Source organism: Janthinobacterium tructae, from assembly GCF_006517255.1.
Lineage (GTDB): Bacteria > Pseudomonadota > Gammaproteobacteria > Burkholderiales > Burkholderiaceae_D > Janthinobacterium > Janthinobacterium tructae.
In genome coordinates, this window is record NZ_CP041185.1 from 6,225,504 (window position 1) to 6,247,643 (window position 22,140).

General features: G+C 61.8%; 20 protein-coding genes. 12 read left to right on the top strand and 8 right to left on the bottom strand.

Features of this window, described 5'->3' with window-relative positions; genetic code table 11:
• Window positions 1-32: 32 nt before the first annotated feature.
• The 7 genes from cheA to cheY all read left to right on the top strand — a co-directional run bounded on the left by cheA (window position 33) and on the right by cheY (window position 8,004).
• Window positions 33-2,234: a chemotaxis protein CheA gene (cheA, locus tag FJQ89_RS27505; RefSeq protein WP_141172491.1), complete on the top strand. Its 2,202-nt coding sequence runs from the start codon at window positions 33-35 to the stop codon at window positions 2,232-2,234.
• Window positions 2,235-2,265: 31 nt separating this feature from the next.
• The gene (locus FJQ89_RS27510; RefSeq protein ID WP_071078260.1) at window positions 2,266-2,772 is read left to right on the top strand and encodes a chemotaxis protein CheW; all 507 of its coding nucleotides are present in this window, start codon (window positions 2,266-2,268) and stop codon (window positions 2,770-2,772) included.
• A gap of 175 nt (window positions 2,773-2,947) precedes the next feature.
• A complete protein-coding gene (locus FJQ89_RS27515; RefSeq protein WP_141172492.1) occupies window positions 2,948-4,660 on the top strand; it encodes a methyl-accepting chemotaxis protein in 1,713 nt (570 codons plus the stop codon).
• 71 nt (window positions 4,661-4,731) lie between these two features.
• A complete protein-coding gene (locus FJQ89_RS27520) occupies window positions 4,732-5,604 on the top strand; it encodes a CheR family methyltransferase (RefSeq protein WP_102121798.1) in 873 nt (290 codons plus the stop codon).
• A 9-nt stretch (window positions 5,605-5,613) separates the two neighbouring features.
• Window positions 5,614-6,222 carry a chemoreceptor glutamine deamidase CheD gene (gene cheD / locus FJQ89_RS27525; RefSeq protein ID WP_071078257.1) on the top strand — a complete coding sequence of 203 codons (609 nt, stop codon included), beginning with the start codon at window positions 5,614-5,616 and terminating at the stop codon, window positions 6,220-6,222.
• Between the two features lie 165 nt (window positions 6,223-6,387).
• Window positions 6,388-7,458 carry a protein-glutamate methylesterase/protein-glutamine glutaminase gene (locus tag FJQ89_RS27530; protein ID WP_141172493.1) on the top strand — a complete coding sequence of 357 codons (1,071 nt, stop codon included), beginning with the start codon at window positions 6,388-6,390 and terminating at the stop codon, window positions 7,456-7,458.
• A gap of 147 nt (window positions 7,459-7,605) precedes the next feature.
• Window positions 7,606-8,004 (top strand): chemotaxis response regulator CheY, encoded by a 399-nt coding sequence (cheY, locus tag FJQ89_RS27535; protein ID WP_010396677.1) that lies wholly within the window; start codon window positions 7,606-7,608, stop codon window positions 8,002-8,004.
• Between the two features lie 118 nt (window positions 8,005-8,122).
• Here cheY and FJQ89_RS27540 read toward each other — a convergent pair whose 3' ends face one another.
• On the bottom strand, window positions 8,123-8,764 hold the full coding sequence (locus FJQ89_RS27540) for an SDR family oxidoreductase (RefSeq protein ID WP_141172494.1): 642 nt from the start codon (window positions 8,762-8,764) through the stop codon (window positions 8,123-8,125).
• Between the two features lie 292 nt (window positions 8,765-9,056).
• On the opposite strand from FJQ89_RS27540, the gene FJQ89_RS27545 reads away from it, so the two are divergent.
• Window positions 9,057-9,518, top strand: a complete 462-nt coding sequence (locus FJQ89_RS27545) for a hypothetical protein (protein ID WP_141172495.1) — start codon at window positions 9,057-9,059, stop codon at window positions 9,516-9,518.
• Window positions 9,519-9,560: 42 nt separating this feature from the next.
• On the opposite strand, the gene panC is transcribed toward FJQ89_RS27545, so the two are convergent.
• From panC to metG, 5 genes are all read right to left on the bottom strand, one after another.
• A complete protein-coding gene (panC, locus tag FJQ89_RS27550) occupies window positions 9,561-10,400 on the bottom strand; it encodes a pantoate--beta-alanine ligase (protein WP_035826607.1) in 840 nt (279 codons plus the stop codon).
• A gap of 54 nt (window positions 10,401-10,454) precedes the next feature.
• Window positions 10,455-11,387 (bottom strand): segregation and condensation protein A, encoded by a 933-nt coding sequence (locus tag FJQ89_RS27555; RefSeq protein WP_141172496.1) that lies wholly within the window; start codon window positions 11,385-11,387, stop codon window positions 10,455-10,457.
• Between the two features lie 17 nt (window positions 11,388-11,404).
• Window positions 11,405-11,614 carry a DUF3460 family protein gene (locus FJQ89_RS27560; protein WP_034778041.1) on the bottom strand — a complete coding sequence of 70 codons (210 nt, stop codon included), beginning with the start codon at window positions 11,612-11,614 and terminating at the stop codon, window positions 11,405-11,407.
• Between the two features lie 120 nt (window positions 11,615-11,734).
• Window positions 11,735-12,214: a GNAT family N-acetyltransferase gene (locus FJQ89_RS27565; RefSeq protein ID WP_096238395.1), complete on the bottom strand. Its 480-nt coding sequence runs from the start codon at window positions 12,212-12,214 to the stop codon at window positions 11,735-11,737.
• Between the two features lie 19 nt (window positions 12,215-12,233).
• Window positions 12,234-14,393, bottom strand: a complete 2,160-nt coding sequence (metG, locus tag FJQ89_RS27570) for a methionine--tRNA ligase (RefSeq protein WP_141172497.1) — start codon at window positions 14,391-14,393, stop codon at window positions 12,234-12,236.
• A 160-nt stretch (window positions 14,394-14,553) separates the two neighbouring features.
• On the opposite strand from metG, the gene apbC reads away from it, so the two are divergent.
• From apbC to FJQ89_RS27585, 3 genes are all read left to right on the top strand, one after another.
• Window positions 14,554-15,642, top strand: coding sequence for an iron-sulfur cluster carrier protein ApbC (apbC, locus tag FJQ89_RS27575; RefSeq protein WP_141172498.1), 1,089 nt, complete (start codon window positions 14,554-14,556; stop codon window positions 15,640-15,642).
• A 136-nt stretch (window positions 15,643-15,778) separates the two neighbouring features.
• Window positions 15,779-16,186: a DUF4399 domain-containing protein gene (locus FJQ89_RS27580; RefSeq protein WP_141172499.1), complete on the top strand. Its 408-nt coding sequence runs from the start codon at window positions 15,779-15,781 to the stop codon at window positions 16,184-16,186.
• Between the two features lie 139 nt (window positions 16,187-16,325).
• Window positions 16,326-18,014, top strand: a complete 1,689-nt coding sequence (locus FJQ89_RS27585) for an alkaline phosphatase family protein (RefSeq protein WP_243136311.1) — start codon at window positions 16,326-16,328, stop codon at window positions 18,012-18,014.
• Between the two features lie 131 nt (window positions 18,015-18,145).
• Here the strand turns inward: FJQ89_RS27585 and FJQ89_RS27590 are convergent, their stop codons facing one another.
• Both FJQ89_RS27590 and lysA read right to left on the bottom strand, forming a co-directional pair.
• Window positions 18,146-19,711, bottom strand: coding sequence for a phospholipase D family protein (locus FJQ89_RS27590; RefSeq protein WP_141172500.1), 1,566 nt, complete (start codon window positions 19,709-19,711; stop codon window positions 18,146-18,148).
• A 63-nt stretch (window positions 19,712-19,774) separates the two neighbouring features.
• A complete protein-coding gene (gene lysA / locus FJQ89_RS27595; RefSeq protein WP_141172501.1) occupies window positions 19,775-21,013 on the bottom strand; it encodes a diaminopimelate decarboxylase in 1,239 nt (412 codons plus the stop codon).
• A 154-nt stretch (window positions 21,014-21,167) separates the two neighbouring features.
• Between lysA and FJQ89_RS27600 the strand changes: the two genes are divergently transcribed.
• Window positions 21,168-22,079 carry a LysR family transcriptional regulator gene (locus FJQ89_RS27600; RefSeq protein WP_141172502.1) on the top strand — a complete coding sequence of 304 codons (912 nt, stop codon included), beginning with the start codon at window positions 21,168-21,170 and terminating at the stop codon, window positions 22,077-22,079.
• The last annotated feature ends 61 nt before the right edge of the window (window positions 22,080-22,140 follow it).

Here is a 22,140-nt window from a genome sequence, read left to right on the forward strand (position 1 = left end):
CAGTGCAACGATGCAAATGACGGAGTCACCCTATGACCATCGATATTAGCCAGTTTTTCCAGGTCTTTTTCGATGAGGCCGAAGAACTGCTGGCTGAAAAAGAACGGCTGCTGCTGGCCGTCGATATTGCGGCGCCCGACGCCGAAGACCTGAATGCCATTTTCCGCACCGCCCATTCGATCAAGGGCGGCGCATCGACGTTCGGCCTCTCCGACATGAGCGAGGTGACGCACATCCTCGAGTCACTGCTCGACCGCATCCGTCAGGGCCAGATGGCCCTGACGGCGGAGCACGTCGACGCCTTTTTGGCCGCCAAGGACATCCTCAAGATGCAGCTCGACGGCCATCGTCTGGGCAGCGCCGTCGACCAGGATGCCGTGGCCAATGTGCGCATGATGCTGCAATCGTTCTCGCAGGACGTGCCCGTGGCCGCGCTCACGCCCGTCGCGCCAGCGTTCCATACGGCGGAAAAAGAAGCCGTCAGCCACGCCGGTGGCCAGCGCTACCGCCTGGAGCTGCCGAAAATGGAAGAGCGCGAAGTCGAGGCGCTGGCGGCCGAACTGGGCTTGCTGGGCGACGTCGCCGTGTCCGCCCTGGCCGACGCGCGCAAGGTGCTGGAAGTGACGACGCATGAAAGCCTGGACGATATCCTGGCCATCTGCTCGTTCGTGCTCAATCCCGACGACATGGTGATCACGCAGGCGCCGCCACTGGCGCCAGGCGAAGCCGAAGCGGCCCGCGTGGCACAGGAAAAAGCCCAGGGTTATGGTTTCTTCGACCCGCTGCCAGGCAAGCCCGGCACGCAGGACGCGGCGGATCCCGGCTATGGTTTTTTCCAGCCGCTCGAGGACATCCGCGCCGCCGCCGGCGTGCAGAGCGACGCCGAACAGGGTTACGGCTTCTTCCAGCCGCTCGAACAGATTCGCGCCGACGCGGCCAGGGCGGGCAACGCCAGCGCCGCCGCCGTGCCGGCCGTGGCGAGCGCCGCGACCGAGGTGGAGCAGGAAAAGAAACCGGCCAAGAAAGAGGGCGAGAAGGCCGGTACCGAATCGTCGTCGATCCGCGTCTCGATTGAAAAAGTCGACCAGCTGATCAACCTGGTGGGCGAACTGGTGATCACGCAGGCGATGATCGAGCAGCGCGCCGGCGCGCTCGACCCGATGCTGCACGAGAAACTGCTCGACAGCGTCAGCCACCTGACGCGCAATACGCGCGACTTGCAGGAAGCGGTGATGTCGATCCGCATGATGCCGATGGATTTCGTCTTTTCGCGCTTCCCGCGCATGGTGCGCGACCTGGCGACCAAGTTGGGCAAGAAGGTGGACTTCATCACCAATGGCGCCGCCACGGAACTGGACAAGGGCCTCATCGAGCGCATCGTCGATCCGCTGACGCACCTGGTGCGCAACAGTATCGACCATGGCGTGGAAATGCCGGCCGCCCGCGTGGCCGCCGGCAAGACCGAGGCCGGCCGTTTGTTCCTCTCGGCCAGCCACCAGGGTGGCAATATCATTATCGAAGTATCCGATGATGGCGCGGGATTGAACCGCGAGCGCATCCTCGCCAAGGCGCAGCAGCAGGGACTGGACGTGTCCGAGACGATGAGCGACGCCGACGTGTGGCAGCTGATCTTCGCGCCCGGCTTTTCCACCGCCGAGGCGGTCACCGACGTGTCGGGCCGCGGCGTGGGCATGGATGTCGTCAAGCGCAACATCAGCGCCATGGGCGGCGTCGTCGACATCCGTTCGGCGAAGGGATTCGGCACGACGATTTCGATCTCGCTGCCGCTGACCCTGGCCATCCTCGATGGCATGTCGATCAGAGTCGGCGACGAAGTGTATATTTTACCGCTGGGCTTTGTCATCGAATCACTGCAACCAGCCGTTGAGGATATCAAGGACATCAGTGGCAAGGGGCAGGTGGTAAAAGTGCGCGGCGAATACCTGCCGCTGATTCCGCTGTACCAGATGTTCGACATCACGCCGCGCTTTACCAGTCCCTCGGAAGGCATCTGCGTGATCCTCGAGACGGAAGGACGCAAGGCGGCCCTGTTTGTCGACGACCTGGTGGGACAACAGCAGGTCGTGGTGAAAAACCTCGAATCGAATTACCGCAAGGTAGTGGGTATTTCTGGCGCCACCATCCTGGGCGATGGCGGTGTGTCGCTGATTCTCGATGTCGCCGCCCTGATCCGTTCCTCTCGCCAGCTGGCCGACGAGTCCATTTTTTCGTAATACCGATAGATAAAAGATAGGAAAACGCACCATGTCAGATACTCAACAAACATCCGGAAGCAATACGGGCGACGGCAAGGACATCGCCGGACGTGAATTCCTGGCCTTCACCCTGGGCTCGGAAGAGTACGGCATCGATATCCTGAAGGTCCAGGAAATCCGTGGTTACGAAGCGGTCACCCGCATCGCCAACGCGCCTGAATTCATCAAGGGCGTGATCAACCTGCGCGGCATCATCATTCCCGTGGTCGACATGCGCATCAAGTTCAACCTGGGCACGCCCGTGTATGACCAGTTCACGGTGGTGATCATCCTGAACATCGGTGGACGCATCGTCGGCATGGTGGTCGACAGCGTTTCCGACGTCACCACCCTGACGCCGGAGCAGGTCAAGCCGGCGCCGGAGATGGGCACCGCCTTCTCGACCGACTACATGATTGGCCTGGGCACCATCGACGAGCGCATGCTGATTCTGGTCGATATCGACAAGCTGATGTCGAGCAGCGAGATGGGCCTGATCGACAAGCTGGCGGCGTAAGCGGCAGCAGCGGCGCCATTGGCGCCGCGGTTTTACCGCAAGTATCACTACAGATATGCATGTACCGGCGCGGCCAGAGGCGCGCCGGCAGGCTGCAAGGTCCGACAGAGACCAGGCCACAACACGGCGCTGTCCGGTTGAACGGGCGCCGTTCACATAAATATTGGAGACTGCAATGAGTTTGCGCGATTTCAAGATAGGCACCCGGCTGGGGATAGGCTTCGGCAGCATCCTTGCCATCCTGGTGGTGGTGATCGTTTCGGCGAATGCACTGAATTATCGTAACAAGGCCCAGTTGCTCACGGGCCTGGCACTGGCCAGCGAAAAAAATACGCAGGCGTCGCTGATGAAAAGCGCGATGCTGGAAACCGGTATCGCCATGCGCAATATCGGCCTGCAGGGCGATGTGGGCCTGATGCAGGTGGAAGAGGGCAAGGTGCGCGAGCAGCGCAAGCTGTACGACGGCGCGCGCGGCAAGCTGTCGAGCCTGGGTCTGTCCGATGGCGAGAAGACGCTGCTGGCCAATATCGCCAGGGTCGACGGCGAAGTCGATGCCGCCTTCAAGGAAGCGATGGGGCAGGTGCTGGCGTTTAACAGCGAGGGCGCGGCGAAGGTGATTGCCACCCGCATCGACCCCTTGAACAAGACGACCCTGGCCGATATCAACAAGCTGCTCGACTTGCAGCATGTGGCCCAGCAAAGCTTCATGGACGACTCGCTGGCGGCCGATGCGCGCCTGATGACGGTACTGTTCATCCTGGGCGGCGCGGCGGTGGCGATCGGCGCCTGGTGCGCCATCTTCATCACGCGCTCGATCACGGTGCCGCTGTCTGGTGCACTGGCGGTGGCGCAGAAGGTGGCAGCGGGCGAGCTGACATCACGCGTGGTGGTCGAGGGCAAGGATGAAACGAGCGCGCTGCAGCAGGCGCTCAAGGACATGAACGAGAGCCTGGTGCAGACGGTCAGCGACGTGCGCAATGGGACGGACACCATCACCGTGGCGTCGCGCGAGATCGCCAGCGGCAATGCGGACCTGTCGGCGCGCACGGAGACGCAGGCCAGTTCGCTCGAAGAGACGGCGTCGTCGATGGAAGAGCTGACGTCGACCGTGAAGCAGAATGCGGACAACGCGCGCCAGGCCAACCAGCTGGCCGTGTCGGCATCGTCGGTGGCGGAGCAGGGCGGCAAGGTGGTGGCGCAAGTGGTCGATACCATGGGGTCCATCAAGGACAGCTCGCGCAAGATCGTCGATATTATCGGCGTCATTGACGGCATCGCGTTCCAGACGAATATTCTGGCGCTGAATGCGGCCGTCGAAGCGGCGCGTGCAGGCGAGCAGGGACGCGGTTTTGCGGTGGTGGCGTCGGAAGTGCGCAATCTGGCGCAACGCTCCGCTGGCGCCGCGAAAGAGATCAAGGGCCTGATCGGCGACTCGGTCGACAAGGTCGATGCGGGCAGCCGCCTGGTGGACGAGGCGGGGCAGACCATGGGCCTGATCGTCACGTCGATCCGGCAGGTGGCCGACATCATGGGCGAAATCACGGCGGCAACGCAGGAACAGAGCCATGGCATCGAGGAAGTGAATCAGGCCATCGCGCAGATGGACCAGATGACGCAGCAAAATGCGGCGCTGGTCGAGGAAGCGGCGGCCGCAGCCGAGAGCATGCAGGAGCAGGCGCAGAAACTGGCCGACGCCGTCAGCATCTTCAAGCTGGACGGCGAGAGCGCGGCGCAGGCGGCCATGCCCGCGCCGGTGACGGCGGCGGCACGGCCTGCACCCGCAGTGGCGGCAACGACACGGCGGTTGGCAAAGGCGGCGCAGGCCGGCACGCCACCGCCTGCGAAAAAGCTGGCGGCGGCCGGCGGCGACGATTGGGAAGAGTTCTGACGCCAACCCGGTCCCGCTAGTTATACTTGCAAAGGCATTGGTCAGAGTAGTCATAGAGAGGTAAAAACAAAATGCCGCAAACTAAAACGGATTCGGTCAAGGAATTTGATTTCACTGGCAAGGACTTCGAACGGGTCCGCGCCATGATTTACAAGCGGGCCGGCATCGCGCTGGCCGACAGCAAGCAGGAGATGGTCTACAGCCGCCTGGCCAGGCGCCTGCGCGCGACTGGCATTTCCTCGTTCGTTCGCTATCTGGACGACCTGGAAGCGGGTCGCATGGGTGACGAGTGGGAAGCGTTCACGAATGCGCTGACGACCAACCTGACGTCGTTCTTCCGCGAGGCGCATCACTTCCCGCTGCTGGCCGAGCATGTGAAAAAACTGAGCGGTCCGATCACCATCTGGTGTTCGGCCAGTTCCACCGGCGAGGAGCCGTACTCGATCGCCATGACGGTGTGCGAGGCGTTCAATACGCTCACGCCGCCCGTCACCATCATCGCCACGGATATCGACACGAATGTGCTGGCCACGGCCGCCAATGGCGTCTACAACCTGGACCGGCTCGAGAAGATGCCGGCCGACCGTGCGCGGCGCTTTTTCTTGCGCGGCAAGGGCGATCGCGAGGGGCAGGTGCGGGTACGCCCGGAACTGCGCCAGATGATCACCTTCAAGCCGCTCAACCTGCTGGCCGACAGCTGGCCATTGACGGGCCAGTTCGACGTCATTTTCTGCCGTAACGTGATGATTTATTTTGACAAGGCGACGCAGCGCAAGATCCTGTCGCGCTTTGTGCCGTTGATGAAGCCGGATGCCCTGCTGTTTGCGGGCCATTCGGAGAATTTCCTGTACGTGTCGGATTCATTGAAGCTGCGCGGTAAAACAGTCTATGAGCTCGATCAGCCTCGGGGCGCCGCGCCCAAGGCATCGTCGCATCGTACATGAGAGTGAAATATGAGCCTGGAATCCAAAGAGCAATTTGCCACTAACGTCTATTACGACAGGACGTTCAATTGTGATGCCGCCAAGATCTTGCCTGGTGAGTATTACTTTACCAACAAGGACATGCTGATCGTCACCGTGCTCGGCTCCTGCGTCTCGGCCTGCATCCGCGACCGTGTCACGGGCCTGGGCGGCATGAATCACTTCATGCTGCCCGACGGCGGCAGTGATCCGAATAGCCCGATTTCCGCGTCGATGCGCTATGGCACTTACGCCATGGAGATATTGATCAATGATCTGCTGAAGGCGGGTGCGCGGCGCGAGAACATGGAAGCGAAGGTGTTTGGCGGCGGCGCCGTGCTGCGTGGCTTCACGGCGATCAACGTCGGTGAACGCAATGCGGCTTTCGTCATCAATTACCTGAAGGCGGAAAAGATGCGCGTGGTGGCCGAGGACTTGAATGACATTCACCCGCGCAAGGTGTATTTTTTCCCCCGTAGCGGCAAGGTGCTGGTGAAAAAGCTGATGCAGACGCACAACGACACCCTGGTGCGCCGCGAACTCGATTACGCGAGCCGTCTCAAGGTTGCCCCGGTGGGCGGCGAGATCGAACTGTTCTAGTAACACCAGACCAAACCTACTGCGCGTCGTGCTTTGCGGCCTGCGATGCTCACCGTGCTTCAGCACGGTTGCGCTTCTTAGCCACAAATCACTGCCGCTCGCTACGGTTTTGTCTGGCGTTTTTACCGATTAAGAATACGGGCCGCAAGGCCTGGAAGGATAACTATGAAGATCAAAGTATTGATCGTGGATGATTCGGCGCTCATTCGCAGCGTCATGACGGAAATCGTGAATAGTCAGCCCGACATGGAAGTGGTGGGGGCGGCGCCCGATCCGCTGGTGGCGCGCGAGATGATCAAGCAGACCAACCCCGACGTGCTGACCCTCGACGTCGAGATGCCGAAGATGGATGGCCTCGACTTCCTGGAAAAACTGATGCGCTTGCGTCCGATGCCGGTGCTGATGGTATCGTCGCTGACCGAGCGCGGTTCGGAAATCACCATGCGTGCGCTGGAACTGGGCGCCATCGATTTCGTCACCAAGCCAAAGATTTCCATCCAGAGCGGCATGCGCGAGTATACCGACATGATCGCCGACAAGATCCGCGCCGCCTCGAAGGCGCGCATCCGCGCGCGTACGCTGCCGTCGGCGGGCGACAGGGTAGCCGCACCGCTGCCTGCGCTGCGCAGCCCCTTGACGTCGAGCGAAAAGCTGATCATCGTGGGTGCCTCCACGGGCGGCACGGAAGCGATCCGTGAATTTTTGATGCAGATGCCGTCCGATTGCCCCGGCATCCTGATCACGCAGCACATGCCGGAAGGATTTACGCGTTCGTTTGCGCGCCGCCTCGATTCGCTGTGCAAGATCTCGGTGCAGGAAGCGGCAGGCGGCGAAAGGGTGCTGCCCGGCCACGCCTACATCGCGCCCGGCCATTCGCACCTGACCCTGACGCGCAGCGGCGCCAACTACATGACCAAGATCGACCAGGGTGAACCGGTCAATCGCCACCGCCCCTCGGTCGATGTGCTGTTCCGTTCGGCCGCGCAATCGGCGGGTAAAAATGCCGTTGGCGTGATCCTGACCGGCATGGGCAAGGATGGCGCACAAGGCATGTTGGAGATGAAGGCCGCAGGAGCGTATAATTTTGCGCAGGATGAAGCCAGTTGCGTGGTGTTTGGCATGCCGCGCGAGGCGATCGCCATCGGTGCTACGCATGAGGTCGGCGCTCTGACGGCGCTGCCCGGCATGGTGTTGGGACACCTGGCTGCGCATGGCATGCGTGCTTTGCGCGTGTAAGCCACGTTTTGTATGATCTGGGGCAAGTTTGTTCGCCTAAAAGCAACGAAAATGCTATCCTACAACTTGCTGCCGTAGTGTCGACCATAATGTCGGCATTCATGTCGATATTATTAACAAACCGCTACAGAAACAACGGAGTTATTCATGGCTGATCCAAAGATGAAATTTTTAGTCGTTGACGATTTTTCGACGATGCGCCGCATTGTCCGGAATCTGTTGAAGGAACTGGGTTATGCCAACGTCGATGAGGCGGAAGACGGCGTGATGGGCCTGGCCAAGCTGCGTGCGGAATCCTACGATTTCGTCGTCTCGGACTGGAACATGCCTAATATGGATGGCCTGACGATGCTGCAGCATATCCGCGCCGATCCCGCACTGGCCAAGCTGCCCGTGCTGATGGTGACGGCCGAAGCGAAAAAAGAAAACATCATCGCCGCCGCGCAAGCTGGCGCCAGCGGTTATGTTGTCAAGCCGTTCACGGCCGCGACCCTCGATGAAAAGCTGAACAAGATTTTCGAGAAGCTGGAAAAAGCCGGCGCCTGATCACGGCTTGATACCGATCAAGAAAAACGCTGCCAGTGCGAACTGGCAGCGTTTTTTTTGTCCCTTGCTTCAGCTCCAGCCTGCGGCGTAGACGGAAAGCAAATCGTCGATGCTGATGCTATACCAGGCCGCCATTCGCGCGCAAGGTCTGGCCATTCACCCAGCGGCCATCCGGCCCGGTCAGGAATGCCACGGCGGCGGCGATGTCGTCCGGCGTGCCCAGGCGTTCCAGGGGCGCCATCTTGCTCATGCGTTCTATCATTTCCGCCGTCTTGCCGTTCAAGAACAGGTCCGTGGCCGTGGGGCCGGGGGCGACGGCATTGACGGTGATGTTCTTGCCGCGTAGTTCCTTGGCGAAGATAGTCGTCATCGTCTCGATGGCGGCCTTGCTGGCGCCATAGATGCTGTAGCCGGGCAGGGCCAGGCCCATCACGCTGCTCGAGAAGTTGACCACGCTGCCGCCGTGGCGCAAGCGCGTCGCCGCCTGGCGCATGGTGTGGAAGCTGCCCTTGACGTTGATGGCGAACAGGCTGTCGAAGGTGGCGTCGTCCGTGTCGGCCAGGGCCGGCAGCGCGGGCGGCATGATGCCGGCGTTGTTGACCAGCACGTCGACGCCGCCGAAGGCCGCTTCGGCCGCAGCGAACAGCGCTTGCACGTCGCCCGCATCGGCGACGTTGGCCTTGACTGCGATGGCCGCGCCGATGCCGCGCGAGGCGCCCGTGACGATGGCGACCCTGGCTGGGGTGGGTATGGTATGCATGCTGCTTCTCCTGTCGTGTGGGAGGCCCGCGCGGTGTGTCTGCGAGCCGGTATGGCGATTGTGATCTTTATCGTTGCGTGGATAAAGACTGGTTTGATGGTTTTAGTGTGCAATCAGAATCAACAATCCAGCAGAAGGCATGGCGCCAGCCGCCTGGCAAAAGCTATCAAGCAACAAGTTGCGACTTGGAATGAAATATTTCCTAAAGTTAACTTTACACGTCAACTAAAGTGGCTCATGATCGCTGCACTATTCCACCTCTGTCCCCGACCCCGACAAGAAGGAGCGCCACATGCGCCGAGCACCCGTATTATTCTTTGCCCTGAGCACGGCCTTGCTGGCAGCTTGCGGCGTGAGCCTTGAGCAAGCCAGCGTTGCCCCTGTCGCGCCTGCCGTCGCCGAGGCGCCGGAGCCTGCCGTGCAGTTGCCTGCCGATGGCGATGGCGATGGCCGGCATGCTTATCTGCACCGCGTGGGCGGTCATGATTATGTCAGCCTGCGCCAGAATGGCCCGCAGGGCGGCCTGCCGATACTCACGGGGGCGCAGCGCGGTGCGCGCGCGATCCGGCTGCTGGCAGCCGATCCGGCCCAGGCACGGGCCATCCTGCGCAGCCTGAGGCTGCCTGCGAACCAGCGCAAGCTGTGGGCGGGCGAGGAAATCGTGCTCGATGCTGCCAGCTATGACATGTTGCAGGCGGTACGCGGCCATCACAAACTGCTGTTTGCCGAGCTCAAGCTGGTGGGGATGGAGTAGTCGATAAAGAAACGGGGCCGAATGGCCCCGTTGTGATTGCGTTTAAATTTCTAAATTATCAATTAATCGCGTCTGTCCCAGTTTGGCGGCGGCCAGCACCACCAGCGGTTCGCCGGCGGCCAGTTCGGCGGCGCTCGGCGCTTGCAGGTTGGCGCGCTTGCGCACGGCGATGTAGTCCGATTTCCAGCCGCGGCCGTCGAGCAGTTGCATCGCTGCCTGTTCCAGTTCACCCACGGCCAGGTTGCCCTTGCGCACTTCCTCTGCCACGAAATTAAGTCCCTTGTACAGTTCCGGCGCTTCCGCGCGTTCGCTTTCCGACAGGTACATATTGCGCGACGATAAGGCCAGGCCATCGTCGGCCCGATACGTTTCGGCGGCGATGATTTCCGTCGGCAGCGCGAACTGGCGCGCCATGTTGCGGATGATCATCAGTTGCTGGTAATCCTTCTTGCCGAATACGGCCACTCGCGGGCCCACGCACGAGAACAGCTTGGTGACGACCGTGCACACGCCTTCGAAGAAGCCGGGACGGAATTCCCCTTCCAGGGTATTGCCCAGATCATCGGGCGGGCGCACGCGGTATTCCTGCGGTTCCGGGTAGAGTTCCTTTTCCGTCGGCGCGAACAGCACGTACACGCCTTCCTTTTCCAGCTTGGCGATGTCGGCCGCCATGGTGCGCGGATATTTTTCGAAGTCTTCGTTCGGGCCGAATTGCAGGCGGTTCACGAAGATCGAGGCGACGACAGGGTCGCCATGCTTGCGCGCCAGACGCATCAGCGACAGATGGCCTTCGTGCAGGTTGCCCATGGTGGGGACGAACGCCGTGCGCAGCTGTCCGCTGAGCTGGTCGCGCAATTCTTCGATGTCGGAAATAATTTTCATGGATTGCTTTCGCTAAAACCCCGTTGTACGGTGGTCAGTGACAAAGGGAAGGGATCAGGCGGGCGAATACGCCAGCCGGACGTAGATGGGGGCAAACGGTTCTGCCTGCGTGATTTCGATCAGGGTTTCCTTGGCCAGTTCCAGCAGGGCCACGAAGTTGACCACCACCACGGGCACGCCGCCGGCAATGTCGAACAGCTCGCTGAACTCGACGAAGCGCGACGACTGCAAATGGCGCAGGATACTCGACATGTGCTCGCGCACGGACAGTTCCTGGCGGCTGATGCGGTGGTGCTGGGTCAATTTGGCGCGTTTCAGCACGTCGAGCCAGGCCTGCTGCAAGTCCACCGGTTCCACGTCGGGCCAGGTGGGCGTCAGGCTTTGCTCGATGAAAATCTGCGTGCGCACGAAATCGCGCTCGAACTGGGGAATGGCGTTCAGGTCGTAGGCGGCCAGCTTGATCTGCTCGTACTCGAGCAGGCGGCGCACCAGTTCGGCACGGGGATCGCCGCCGTCTTCCTCGACGTCGCTCTTGCGCGAAGGCAAGAGCATGCGCGACTTGATCTCGATCAACATGGCCGCCATCAGCAGGTACTCGGCGGCCAGTTCCAGGTTGCTCACGCGGATCTGGTCCACGTATTTCAGATATTGCAGGGTCACCTGCGCCATCGGAATATCGAGAATGTTGAAGTTTTGCTTGCGGATCAGGTAAAGCAGCAAGTCGAGCGGGCCTTCGAAGGCTTCGAGGAAGATTTCCAGCGCGTCCGGCGGGATGTACAAATCCGTCGGCATGCGCAGCATCGGTTCACCATACAGGCGGGCGATGCCCGGCGGGTCGGCGGCAGGCGCCACGTCCGTGACCGCTGTTGCAGATGCTGCAGGGTCGCCGCTGCCGTCGCCGCCAGTGGCGGGTTCGGGCGACTCGATGACTGCGCCTTCACCGGAAGCGTCGGCTTCCGGCGTGACTACAGACTCTTCAGGCAGCATCGTGCCGGTTCCAGATCTTAGTTCTTGTTCTGGTAAACGTAAGCCTGTTGCTTGACGGCCGAGGCCAGCTGGCGTTCCTGCTCATCGATGCTGACGGCCGGCTTGTCCCACAGCAGGGCGCGGCCCGCTTGCTGGCCCGCTTCCATGCCAGGATTCTTGGCCTTCAGTTCGGCGATGAACAAGGTGTGGTCGGATACGTAGTTGTTGTGTTTTGCAGGCAGTTTCATATTCTCTTCTGAGTGTCTTATAAGTAAGGTCAGCCGGCCGTATTTTACCGCGCCGTGCCGCCTGGCGGGTTGTCGTATCGGCAAGTCCGGGGGCGAAATTGCTAAAAATCAATAACGCAATCAATAACGCAACAAGCGCCGCATCACCATCGGCGCCGGTTCGGCGGGGTTGGCGTGCGAATATTCCAGTTCTTCGGCCAGGTCGAATTCAAAGGCCGCATAAAAATCGATCAGTTTGCGCTGGTCGCGTCGCACTGCCAGGCGCAATTCCTCGGCCTGGCACGACAGGCCGTGATGAATGATGGCTTCCAGCAAGTGCTGCGAGACGTGGCTGCCCCGGTAGGCGGGCAGCACGCCCATACGTGAAATCTTCCAGATGGCGGGGTCGCTGTCGAGCGGCATCCAGCGCAGCGAACCGGCTGGAATGTCGTCGATCAGCAACAGAAAACCGCCGCCGTGGCGCAATTGCGCTTCCACTTGCTGCGCCGTCTCGTGGTGCCCACTGGACGAGGCCGCCACCTTGCCGGCCCACGCGGCTCGGGTCAGTTCGGCCATCAGTTGTGCATCGGCATTTGTTGCTTCGCGCACCACGATATTCATCATCGGTCCTTGTGGGGGCTTAGCGGATGCGCATGCCAGGTTCGGCGCCCGGCCACGGGTTCAGGATGTAGATGCCCGGATTGGCCTTTTCGTCGGCGGCGGACGCTGCCATGACCATGCCTTCCGAAATGCCGAACTTCATCTTGCGCGGCGCCAGGTTGGCCACCAGCACGGTCAGCTTGCCGATCAGTTCTTCCGGCTGGTAGGCCGAACGGATGCCCGAAAACACATTGCGCAAGCGGCCTTCGCCCGCGTCCAGCGTCAGGCGCAGCAGCTTGTCGGAGCCGTCCACCAGTTCGCAGTTGACGATTTTGGCGATGCGCAGGTCGACCTTGAGGAAGTCGTCGATCTTGATCTCGGGCGCCAGTTCTTCGATGGCGGCAGCGGTGGCAGCTTCAGGCACTGCTGCGTCGTTGGCGGCGTCGGCGGCCGGCGCGGCAATGGCGGGGGCCGCTTGCGGCGCGTCAAACAGCGCTTCGATCATCTTTGCATCCATGCGCGTCATCAAGTGGCTGTAGGCGCCGATGGTGCGGCCCAGCATGCTGTTCGCGACGGCGTCGCCGAATACTTGCGTATCCGCCCAGCTGAACTCGGCGTCGTTGAGGAACGAGGCCACGTTCTTGGCCACGCCCGGCAGGACTGGCGACAGCAGAATTGTCAGTTGGCGGAACAGGATCAGGGCCGTGGTGCACACGTCGTGCAACTCGGCTGTTTTTTCCGCATCCTTGGCCAAAATCCACGGCTTGTTTTCATCGACATACTGGTTGGTGATGTCGGCGATTTCCATGATTTCGCGCAAGGCCTTGCCGAATTCGCGGTTCTCGAAGTGCGCAGCAATGCTGGCCTGGCGCTCGACGATGACGCCGTTGACGTCCACCGTCAGCGCGCGGTTGATCCAGCTTTGCGCGCCTTCCGACAGGGTCGATGCCAGCTTGCCGTCGAAACGCTTGGCGATGAAGCCGGCGCAGCGGCTGGCGATGTTCACATACTTGCCGATCAGGTCGCTGTTCACGCGGGCGACAAAATCTTCGCCGTTGAAGTCCAGGTCTTCCACTTTCGAGTTCAGCTTGAAGGCGATGTAGTAGCGCAGCCATTCCGGGTTCATGCCCAGATCGAGGTAGCGCAGCGGCGAAATGCCCGTGCCGCGCGACTTCGACATCTTTTCGTTGTTGACCGTCAGGAAGCCGTGGACGTTGACTTTCAGTTTGTCGATCACCGGGTGATTGGCGAACTTCAGCATGGCGGGCCAGAACAGCAAATGGAAGGAGACGATGTCCTTGCCGATGAAGTGGATCTGTTCCGTCGATGGGTCATTCAGGAAGGCGTCGAAATCGATGCCTTTCTTGTCGCAATAGTTTTTCAGGCTGGCCAGGTAGCCGACAGGTGCATCCATCCACACATAGAAGAATTTGCCTGGTGCATCGGGAATCGGGATGCCGAAGTAGGGCGCGTCGCGCGAGATATCCCAGTCGGCCAGCTTTTCACCGGCTTCGCCCAGCCATTCGCTGACCTTGTTGACCATCTCAGGCTGCAAGCGGCCTGGCGTATTGAGCCAGCTTTTCAGGAATTCGAAGCAGCGCGGGTCGGACAGCTTGAAGAAATACTGTTCCGACGGCTTCATCACGGGCGTCGCATTGGTGAACACGGAGAACGGATTGACCAGGTCGGTCGGCTGGTAGGCGGCGCCGCACACTTCGCAATTGTCGCCGTACTGGTTCTTGGCGCCGCATTTCGGGCATTCGCCCTTGATGTTGCGGTCGGCCAGGAACATGCCCTTGACCGGGTCGAAGAAGCGGTCGACGGTTTTCGTGACGATCAGGCCGGTATCGCGCAGCTTGCGGTAGATCGATTGCGACAGGTCGACGTTTTCCGGCGAATCGGTCGAATACCAGTTGTCGAAGGCGATATGGAAGCCATCGAGGTACTGGGCGCGGCCGGCGGCGATGTTGGCGACGAATTGCTGCGGCGTGATGCCTTCCTTTTCGGCGGCGATCATGATGGGCGTGCCATGCGTATCGTCGGCGCCCACAAAGTGCACTTCACGGCCGGCTGCGCCATCGCGTTGCATTCGCTGGAACCGGACCCAGATATCAGCCTGGATGTATTCCATGATGTGGCCAATGTGAAAAGCGGCGTTTGCGTAAGGCAGGGCAGTGGTGACGAACAGCTTGCGAGTCATGATTGATGCACTTTTGGGATGGATAATAGGGCATTTTAACAGCGGAAAGGCAATATGAGCAGATGCAGCGCTGGCAAGTGATGCTTTTGCCGCCATCGCGCCACGCAAATTTGCGCTAGACTGCGCGTATTGCACATATGTAGTACACACGGAGATTTACATGAGCATCACAGTAGAAGACGTCAAGGCCGCGCTGGCCCAGGTTATTGATCCAAATACACATAAAGATTTCGTTTCCAGCAAAACCGTCAAGAATCTGAAGGTCGATGGCAATGATATTTCCCTCGACATCGAACTGGGCTACCCCGCCAAAAGCCAGATCGACCTGATCCGCAAGTCCGTGCTGGCCGCGCTGCGTGTGCTGCCGGGCGTGGGCAACGTCAGCGTGGGTGTGTCGTCGAAAATCATTTCGCACACGGTGCAGCGCGGCTTGAAGCCGATGAGCAATGTGAAAAACATCATTGCGGTCGCTTCCGGCAAGGGCGGCGTGGGTAAATCGACCACGGCCGTCAACCTGGCCCTGGCCCTGGCGGCCGAAGGCGCCACCGTCGGCATGCTCGACGCCGATATCTATGGCCCGTCGCAGCCGATGATGCTGGGCATCAGCGGCCAGCCGAAGACGCTCGATGGCAAGAGCATGGAGCCGATGGAAAACCACGGCCTGCAAGTGTCGTCGATCGGCTTCATGATCGATCCGGACGAGCCGATGGTGTGGCGCGGCCCGATGGTCACGCAAGCCTTGCAGCAACTGCTGGACCAGACCAACTGGCGCGACCTCGATTATTTGATCGTCGACATGCCGCCAGGCACGGGCGACATTCAATTGACCCTGTCGCAGAAAGTGCCCGTTACCGGCGCCGTCATCGTCACGACGCCGCAGGACATCGCGCTGCTGGACGCGCGCAAGGGCCTCAAAATGTTCGAGAAAGTCGGCATTCCTATCCTCGGCGTGGTGGAAAACATGAGCACGCACATCTGCTCGAACTGCGGCCATGCGGAAGAAATCTTCGGTGCCGGCGGCGGCGCGAAGATGTGCGCCGACTTTGGCGTGGAATTCCTCGGCGCCTTGCCGCTGACCATGGCGATCCGCCAGCAAACGGATTCGGGCACGCCGACCGTCGTGGCCGAGCCCGATGGCCCCGTTGCCGCGATCTACAAGCAGATCGCCCGTACCATCGCCATCAAGGTGGCGGAAAAGGCGAAGGATATGACGAGCAAGTTCCCGAGTATCGTTATTAAAAACGACTGATTTAACCCAAGGCAGAGACTGGGGTCGAACCCTCAGGGTTCGACCCCGGCCCTTCATTGGTTAACAATCCGGCGCCATGGTCGTCAGTAATATGGTTTCATGCAGTCCGTGTTGTTACTAAACAAGAGGAGAGATCATGCACCTGAACACTGTATTCCTGCGCCAAGCCGCAGCCGTGGTTGTTGGCAGCCTGCTGGCCGCCAGCGCCTTTGCCCAATCCGTATCATTTGTCGAGCCTGTTGATGGCGCGACGGTGACGAGCCCGTTCAAGGTCAAATTCGCCGTCAGCGGCATGGACGTCAAGCCGGCCGGCGACATGACGGCCAAGACGGGCCACCATCATTTGCTCATCAATATGGGGCCGATGAAGGCGGGCGAGATGATCCCCATGGACGAAAAACATTTGCATTTCGGCAAAGGCCAGACGGAAACGGACGTCACCTTGCCGCCGGGCCAGTACACCCTGACCATGCAGTTCGCCAACGGCGCACACCAGTCGTATGGGCCGGAGTTGAGCAAAAGCATCAAGGTGACGGTCAAGTAATCGCGTATATTGATTCATGTCGGCATCAGGCCGGGTTCCAGCGATGGTGCCCGGCCTTTTTCATGGTCGTGCTTCTTGTCATCATTGCGTCATACAGTTTGCGTATGCTGCCCGGTGGCCTAACTTTGGATGAGTGCATATGAGCAAGAATTTCTCCCTTTCCCGGCAACTGGCGCAGGCGCTGCTGCTGGTAGCCAGCGTGGCGGTGTGCCAGGCGCATGCGGCCAAGGCGGTTCCTGCTGCTGCTTCTGCCACTGCCGCGCAGCCTAAGCTGGTGGTGGTGCTGGTAGTGGACGGCTTGCCGCAGGAACAGGTGACGCGCTACCGCGAGCAGTTCGGCCAGGGCGGTTTCCGCCGCCTGCTGGAGCAGGGCGCGTGGTTCAGCGATGCGCACCAGGCGCATGGCATCACGGTCACGGCCATCGGCCACTCGGCCGTGCTGTCGGGCGCTTACCCGTACCAGCATGGCGTGATCGGCAATAACTGGATCGATCCCGTCACGAAAAAATCCGTGTACTGCACCGAGGATGGCAATTTCCATTACATCGGCGAAGCAACACAGCCCGACGACGGCACGGCGCCGACCAGGCTGCGCGTCAGTACCCTGGGCGACGAACTGCGCTATGCCACGGGCGACAAGGCCAAGGTCGTCACGGTGTCGGGCAAGGACCGCGGCGCCATCCTGCTGGCCGGGAAAACGGGCACGGCCTATATGTACATGGAAAAGACGGGCAACTTCGCCAGCAGCACCTACTATATGCAGCAGCATCCGCAATGGGTGCAGCGCTACCAGACAGCCAAGCCGCAGGACCGCTACTACGGCAAGAGCTGGACGCCGCTGCTGGCCGATGCGGCCTATGCGCGCGACGCCCGTGATGATCTGGTGCCGGCCAAGCCGGGCACGCGCAACACCTTCCCGTTTGCCTACTACAGCGACAGCGGCAAGCTCGACGGCGAGTACTACAGCCGCTTGAAGGCCGGTCCCTTCCTCGACGAGCTGACCCTGGAATTTGCGCGCGCCGCCGTCGATGGCGAAAACCTGGGCCGCAACCCGGCCGGCGTGCCCGATATCCTCGGTGTGAGCCTGTCCGCGCACGACTATGTGAACCACGCCTACGGCCCAGAAAGCAGGATGTCGCACGATCACCTGCAGCGGCTGGACCGCATGCTGGCCGGCTTCTTTGCCGACCTCGATAGAAAAGTCGGCATGGATAACGTGCTGGTGGTGCTGACGGCCGACCATGGCTTTGCCAACGTGCCGGAATTTGCTGAAACGCGCGGCTTCTCGGCCAAGCGCATCGATGGCGCCAAACTGGTCGATGGCTTGAACCAGCACCTGGCAACGACTCTGGGTATCGATAAACTGGTGACGACGTCGTCGCTGCCGAATATCTACCTCGATTACGCGCTGGCGGAAAAGGGCGGCGTCCATCGCGCCGCGCTGGAAGACGCGGCGGCCCGCTTCCTGCTGCAGCAGGAAGGTCTGGCACAGGTCTACACGCGCACGCAGATGGAAACGGGCGCCGTCGCCACGCGCATGGACACGCTGATGCGCCGCGCCTGGAACCGCCAGCTGTCGGGCGACCTGATGGTCGTCACAAAGCCGGCCTGGTACTTCGGCAAGGGCGCTGGCGGCACCTCGCACGGCACGCCGTACACATATGACACCAACGTGCCGCTGATGGTATTCGGTCCCCGCTGGATCAAGCCGGGCGCCTATGGCCAGTACGCGGAAGTGGTCGACATCGCGCCTACGCTGGCCCATCTGCTGCGCATACGCCAGCCGTCCGCGTCGGAAGGGCGGGTGTTGACGGAGGTGGTGCGGTAGAAGGGGGGGCTACGTGCTTGTCGGGTTACGCGCTTTGCTCTAACCCGACCTACGATGACCTTGCGAAGAGCGTAGGTCGGATTAGCGGGGCAAAGCCCCGCGTAATCTGACAACAGTGTTGGCAAAACAGCTTACAGCAGCCAGTCTATCGGCAGCACCGACAAAATCGCCACCCCCATGCGCTTCCACACGCTGGTGCCCGGTTCCGTGTCGTAGCGCGTGGTGGCGCCGCTGGCGTCGCGGGCGATCCAGTACAGCGCGCCGTCGTCGCCCAGCAGCACCTGGTAGGCGCGCTGCGGGATGGTGGTGCGCATGGCCAGGCCCAGCTGGCTGGCCAGCGCGGGGCTGTCGATGACGAGGCCCATTTCCGTGTTCAACTCGATCGAGCGCGGGTCGAAGTTGAACGAGCCGACAAAGATGCGCCGGTCATCGACGGCAAAGGTCTTCGCATGCAGGCTCGATGCGGAACTGCCCAGGTGGCCAGGCTGTGCGCGCGCATCGCCGCGTTCCCACGAGCGGCGCGATTCATACAGCAGCACGCCCGCTTCCAGCAGCGGTTTGCGCCATTTCGCATAGCCCGCATGCACGGCCGCCACGTCGGTCGCTTCCAGCGCATTCGTCAGGATGCGCACGCCCACGCCTTTTTTTGCCAGGTCGGTAAAGGCTTGCGTGCCCGATTTGCCGGGCACGAAATACGGCGACACCAGGTCGACTTCCTTTTCCGGCACGCCGAGCAGGTTTTGCAGGTTTTCCGCCACGCCCGTGCCGGCCCGGGCCTTGTCCAGCACCTTGGCCGGGTCGTCGCTGACCATGCGCGTCTGAGCCCATTCGAAGGGCAGGGTGCGTTCCATCATCTGCCTGACGAAGGGCGAAGTACGCAGCGCCTGCACGTATTCCTCGGCCGCCCTGGTGTCGTCGATGCGGGCCGCTTCGGCGGCGATGGTGGCCGCGTCGCCCTCGACGGGGCTGGTCAGCAGCAGGCTGGCCGGGTAGGCCGAGGCGCTGTTCCAATAGCGGTCGAAATCCTGCGAGACCTCGTCGACGACCGGGCCGACGGCCAGCACGTCAAGGTCGGCAAACAGCACGTCGCCGGCCGCGCCAAAATATTCATCGCCCACATTGCGCCCGCCGACGATGGTGGCCTGGTTATCGGCCGTGAACGATTTATTGTGCATGCGCCGGTTGAGGCGGGAAAAATCCGTGGCAAAGGCCAGCGCGCGCGGCGCGCGGGGCACGAAGGGATTGAACAGGCGGATTTCCAGATGCTGCTGCTTGCCCAGCATGCTCAGGGTCAGGTCCAGGCCCGCCGTGTTGTTATCGTCGAGCAGCAGGCGCACGCGCACGCCCCGTTCGGCCGCCTGGCGCAGGGCGTCGAACAGCAGGGTGCCGGTGATGTCCTTGTGCCAGATGTAGTACTGCACGTCCAGGCTGCGCTGGGCGGCGGCGGCCAGCAGCGCGCGCGCGGCAAAGGCGTCGCGCCCGTCGACCAGCGGGTAAATGCCGGATACGCCGGGATGCTGCGCCACCATGGGCGCAATGGCCGTGGCCAGTTGGGTGTGCTTTGTGTCGGTGATGACGCTGGAGGGCATGCGGCCTTCCAGCGAAGGCAGCGCGGCGCAGCCGGCAAGGACGGCGGACAGCAGCAGGGACAGCAGCAGCCGGGTGGTGCTGCGGAAGGGAAATGCTTGGGCGGGCATGGCAGGCTTTCATCGAATTGCCTCGATGTTAGCAGATGCGCATGCCCGCACGCGGGTGCGGTTTTACAGTCGTTCCAGTGCGATCAGCTCGGCCACCGTCTGGCGGCGGCGGATCAAACGTGATTGCTCCCCATCGACAAGGTATTCGGCCGCATGCGGGCGGCTGTTGTAGTTCGACGACATCGACGCGCCATACGCGCCCGCGCCTTCGAACACCACGTAGTCGCCCACCTGCGCTGCTGGCAACAAGCGGGTTTCGACCACGCCGCCATCGCGCTGGGTAAACACGTCGCCCGATTCGCACAGGGGGCCGCCGACCACGGTGGCGTGTTGCGTGTCCAGTGCCCGGCCGTCATGCGCGATGACCGACATTTCATGGTAGCTGCCGTACATGGCGGGGCGCATCAGTTCATTGAAGCCCGTATCTAACAAGGTGAAATGGTTGCCGCCCATTTGTTTGGTGGCGCGCACTTCGGCCACCAGCAGGCCTGCATCGGCCACCAGGAAGCGGCCCGGTTCGATTTCCAGGTGCACGGCGTGGCCCAGATGCGCCTCGATCTGCTTGCGCGCCGCATCCCACAGCTGGAAGTAGTGGTTCGTGTCGACCGGCTGCTCGCCTTCGCGGTAAGGGACGGACAGGCCGCCGCCCGTGGAAATGGCTTCCAGGTCATGACCCATGTTTTTCACCAGGTCGACCATGGTGCCGCAGACGGTTTCCAGGTGGCTGTAGTCGACGCCCGAGCCGATGTGCATGTGCAGGCCCACCAGGTGCAGTCCATGTGCGCGGATGACGGCCAGCGCCTCCGGCAGTTCTTCGTGCCAGATACCGTGCTTGCTGTTTTCGCCGCCCGTATTGGTCTTGTTGCTGTGGCCATGGCCATAGCCGGGATTGATGCGCAGCCAGACGCGGTGGCCGGGCGACACGGGGCCAAGCTGGCGCAGCATGTCGACGGAGCCGCAATTGACTTCGATCTTCGCCGCCGCCACGCGCGCCAGGGTGGCGCGGTCGAACAGGTCGCAGGTGAATACCACCCCGGCGGCGCCGTTCGTTTGCGCCGGCGTAAAGCCTGCCTGCAGCGCGCGCTCTATCTCGCCCAGCGAGACGGCGTCCACGTGCACGCCCGCTTCGCGCATCAGGGTGAGCAGATGGATGTTCGAATTGGCCTTTTGCGCGAAGCGGACCGTGTCGAACTGCGCCAGCTGCGCCACGCGCGCGCGGATGGTGGCCGCGTCATACACCCACAGGGGCGTGCCGTGTTCCTGGGCGAGTTGGGCGAGGGTGGCGTCTGGCACTGGTTTCATGGTGGTTGTCTTTGTCGTTTGATGGGTGGCGTCGGAGGTGGTGTCGGATTACGCGCTTTGCGCTAATCCGACCTACGTGCCAATCATGATGCGGGTTTTCTTTGTAAACATAAAATATCTATTTAGGGCTACCTTATTCATTTATGATATGGGCATGACTATCTCCCTGCGCCATATCGAAGTCTTCCGCGCCATCATGACGACGGGCAGCGTGACGGCGGCCGCCGCCATGCTGCATACCTCGCAGCCCACCGTCAGCCGCGAGCTGGCGCGCCTCGAACATTTGACGGGCTTGACCCTGTTCGAGCGCGAGCGGGGGCGGCTGCGCCCGACGGCGCAGGCGCTGCAGCTGTTCGAGGAAGTGCAGCGCGCGTATTTCGGCCTGGAGCGCATCGTCAGCACGGCGGCGGCCCTGCGCCAGTTCGACCAGGGGCAGCTGTCGATCGCCTGCCTGCCCGTGTTTTCCCAGTCGCTGCTGCCGCAGGCGTGCAAGCGCTTCGTCGCCGATTTTCCCAAGGTGAGCATCAGCATCACGCCGCAGGAGTCGCCGCTGCTGGAAGAGTGGTTGTCGGCGCAGCGCCACGACATCGGCTTGACGGAAGTGGACAATGCGCCGCCGGGCACCGCACTGGCGACATTGATGTCTGTCGATGAAGTGTGCGTGCTGCCCGATGGCCATACGCTCGCCAGCAAGGCCGTGCTGCAGCCGGCGGACTTCGCGGGCCAGCCTTTCATCAGCCTGGCCGCCGTCGACCCCTACCGCCAGCAGATCGACGCCATCTTCGCGCAGGCGGGCGTGGAGCGGCGCATGGCGCTCGACACGCACAGCGCCGCCTCCGTCTGCGCCATGGTGCGCGAAGGCGTGGGGCTGGCCATCGTCAATCCGCTCACGGCGCTGGACTACGCGGGGCAGGGCTTGCAGATCCGCCGCTTCGGCGTGTCCCTGCCGTTCACGGTGAATCTCGTGAAACCCTTGCACCGGCCCTTGTCGCAACTGGTCGCCCTGTTCGAGCAGGCGCTGCATGCCCAGGCAGACGAGGTGAAAAGGCGCTTGCTGCAGCTGTGACGGTGCTTGTGGAGTGGCGGCGGTCAACAGAGTAAAATGGCGTTTTACTTATTCAAGCCTG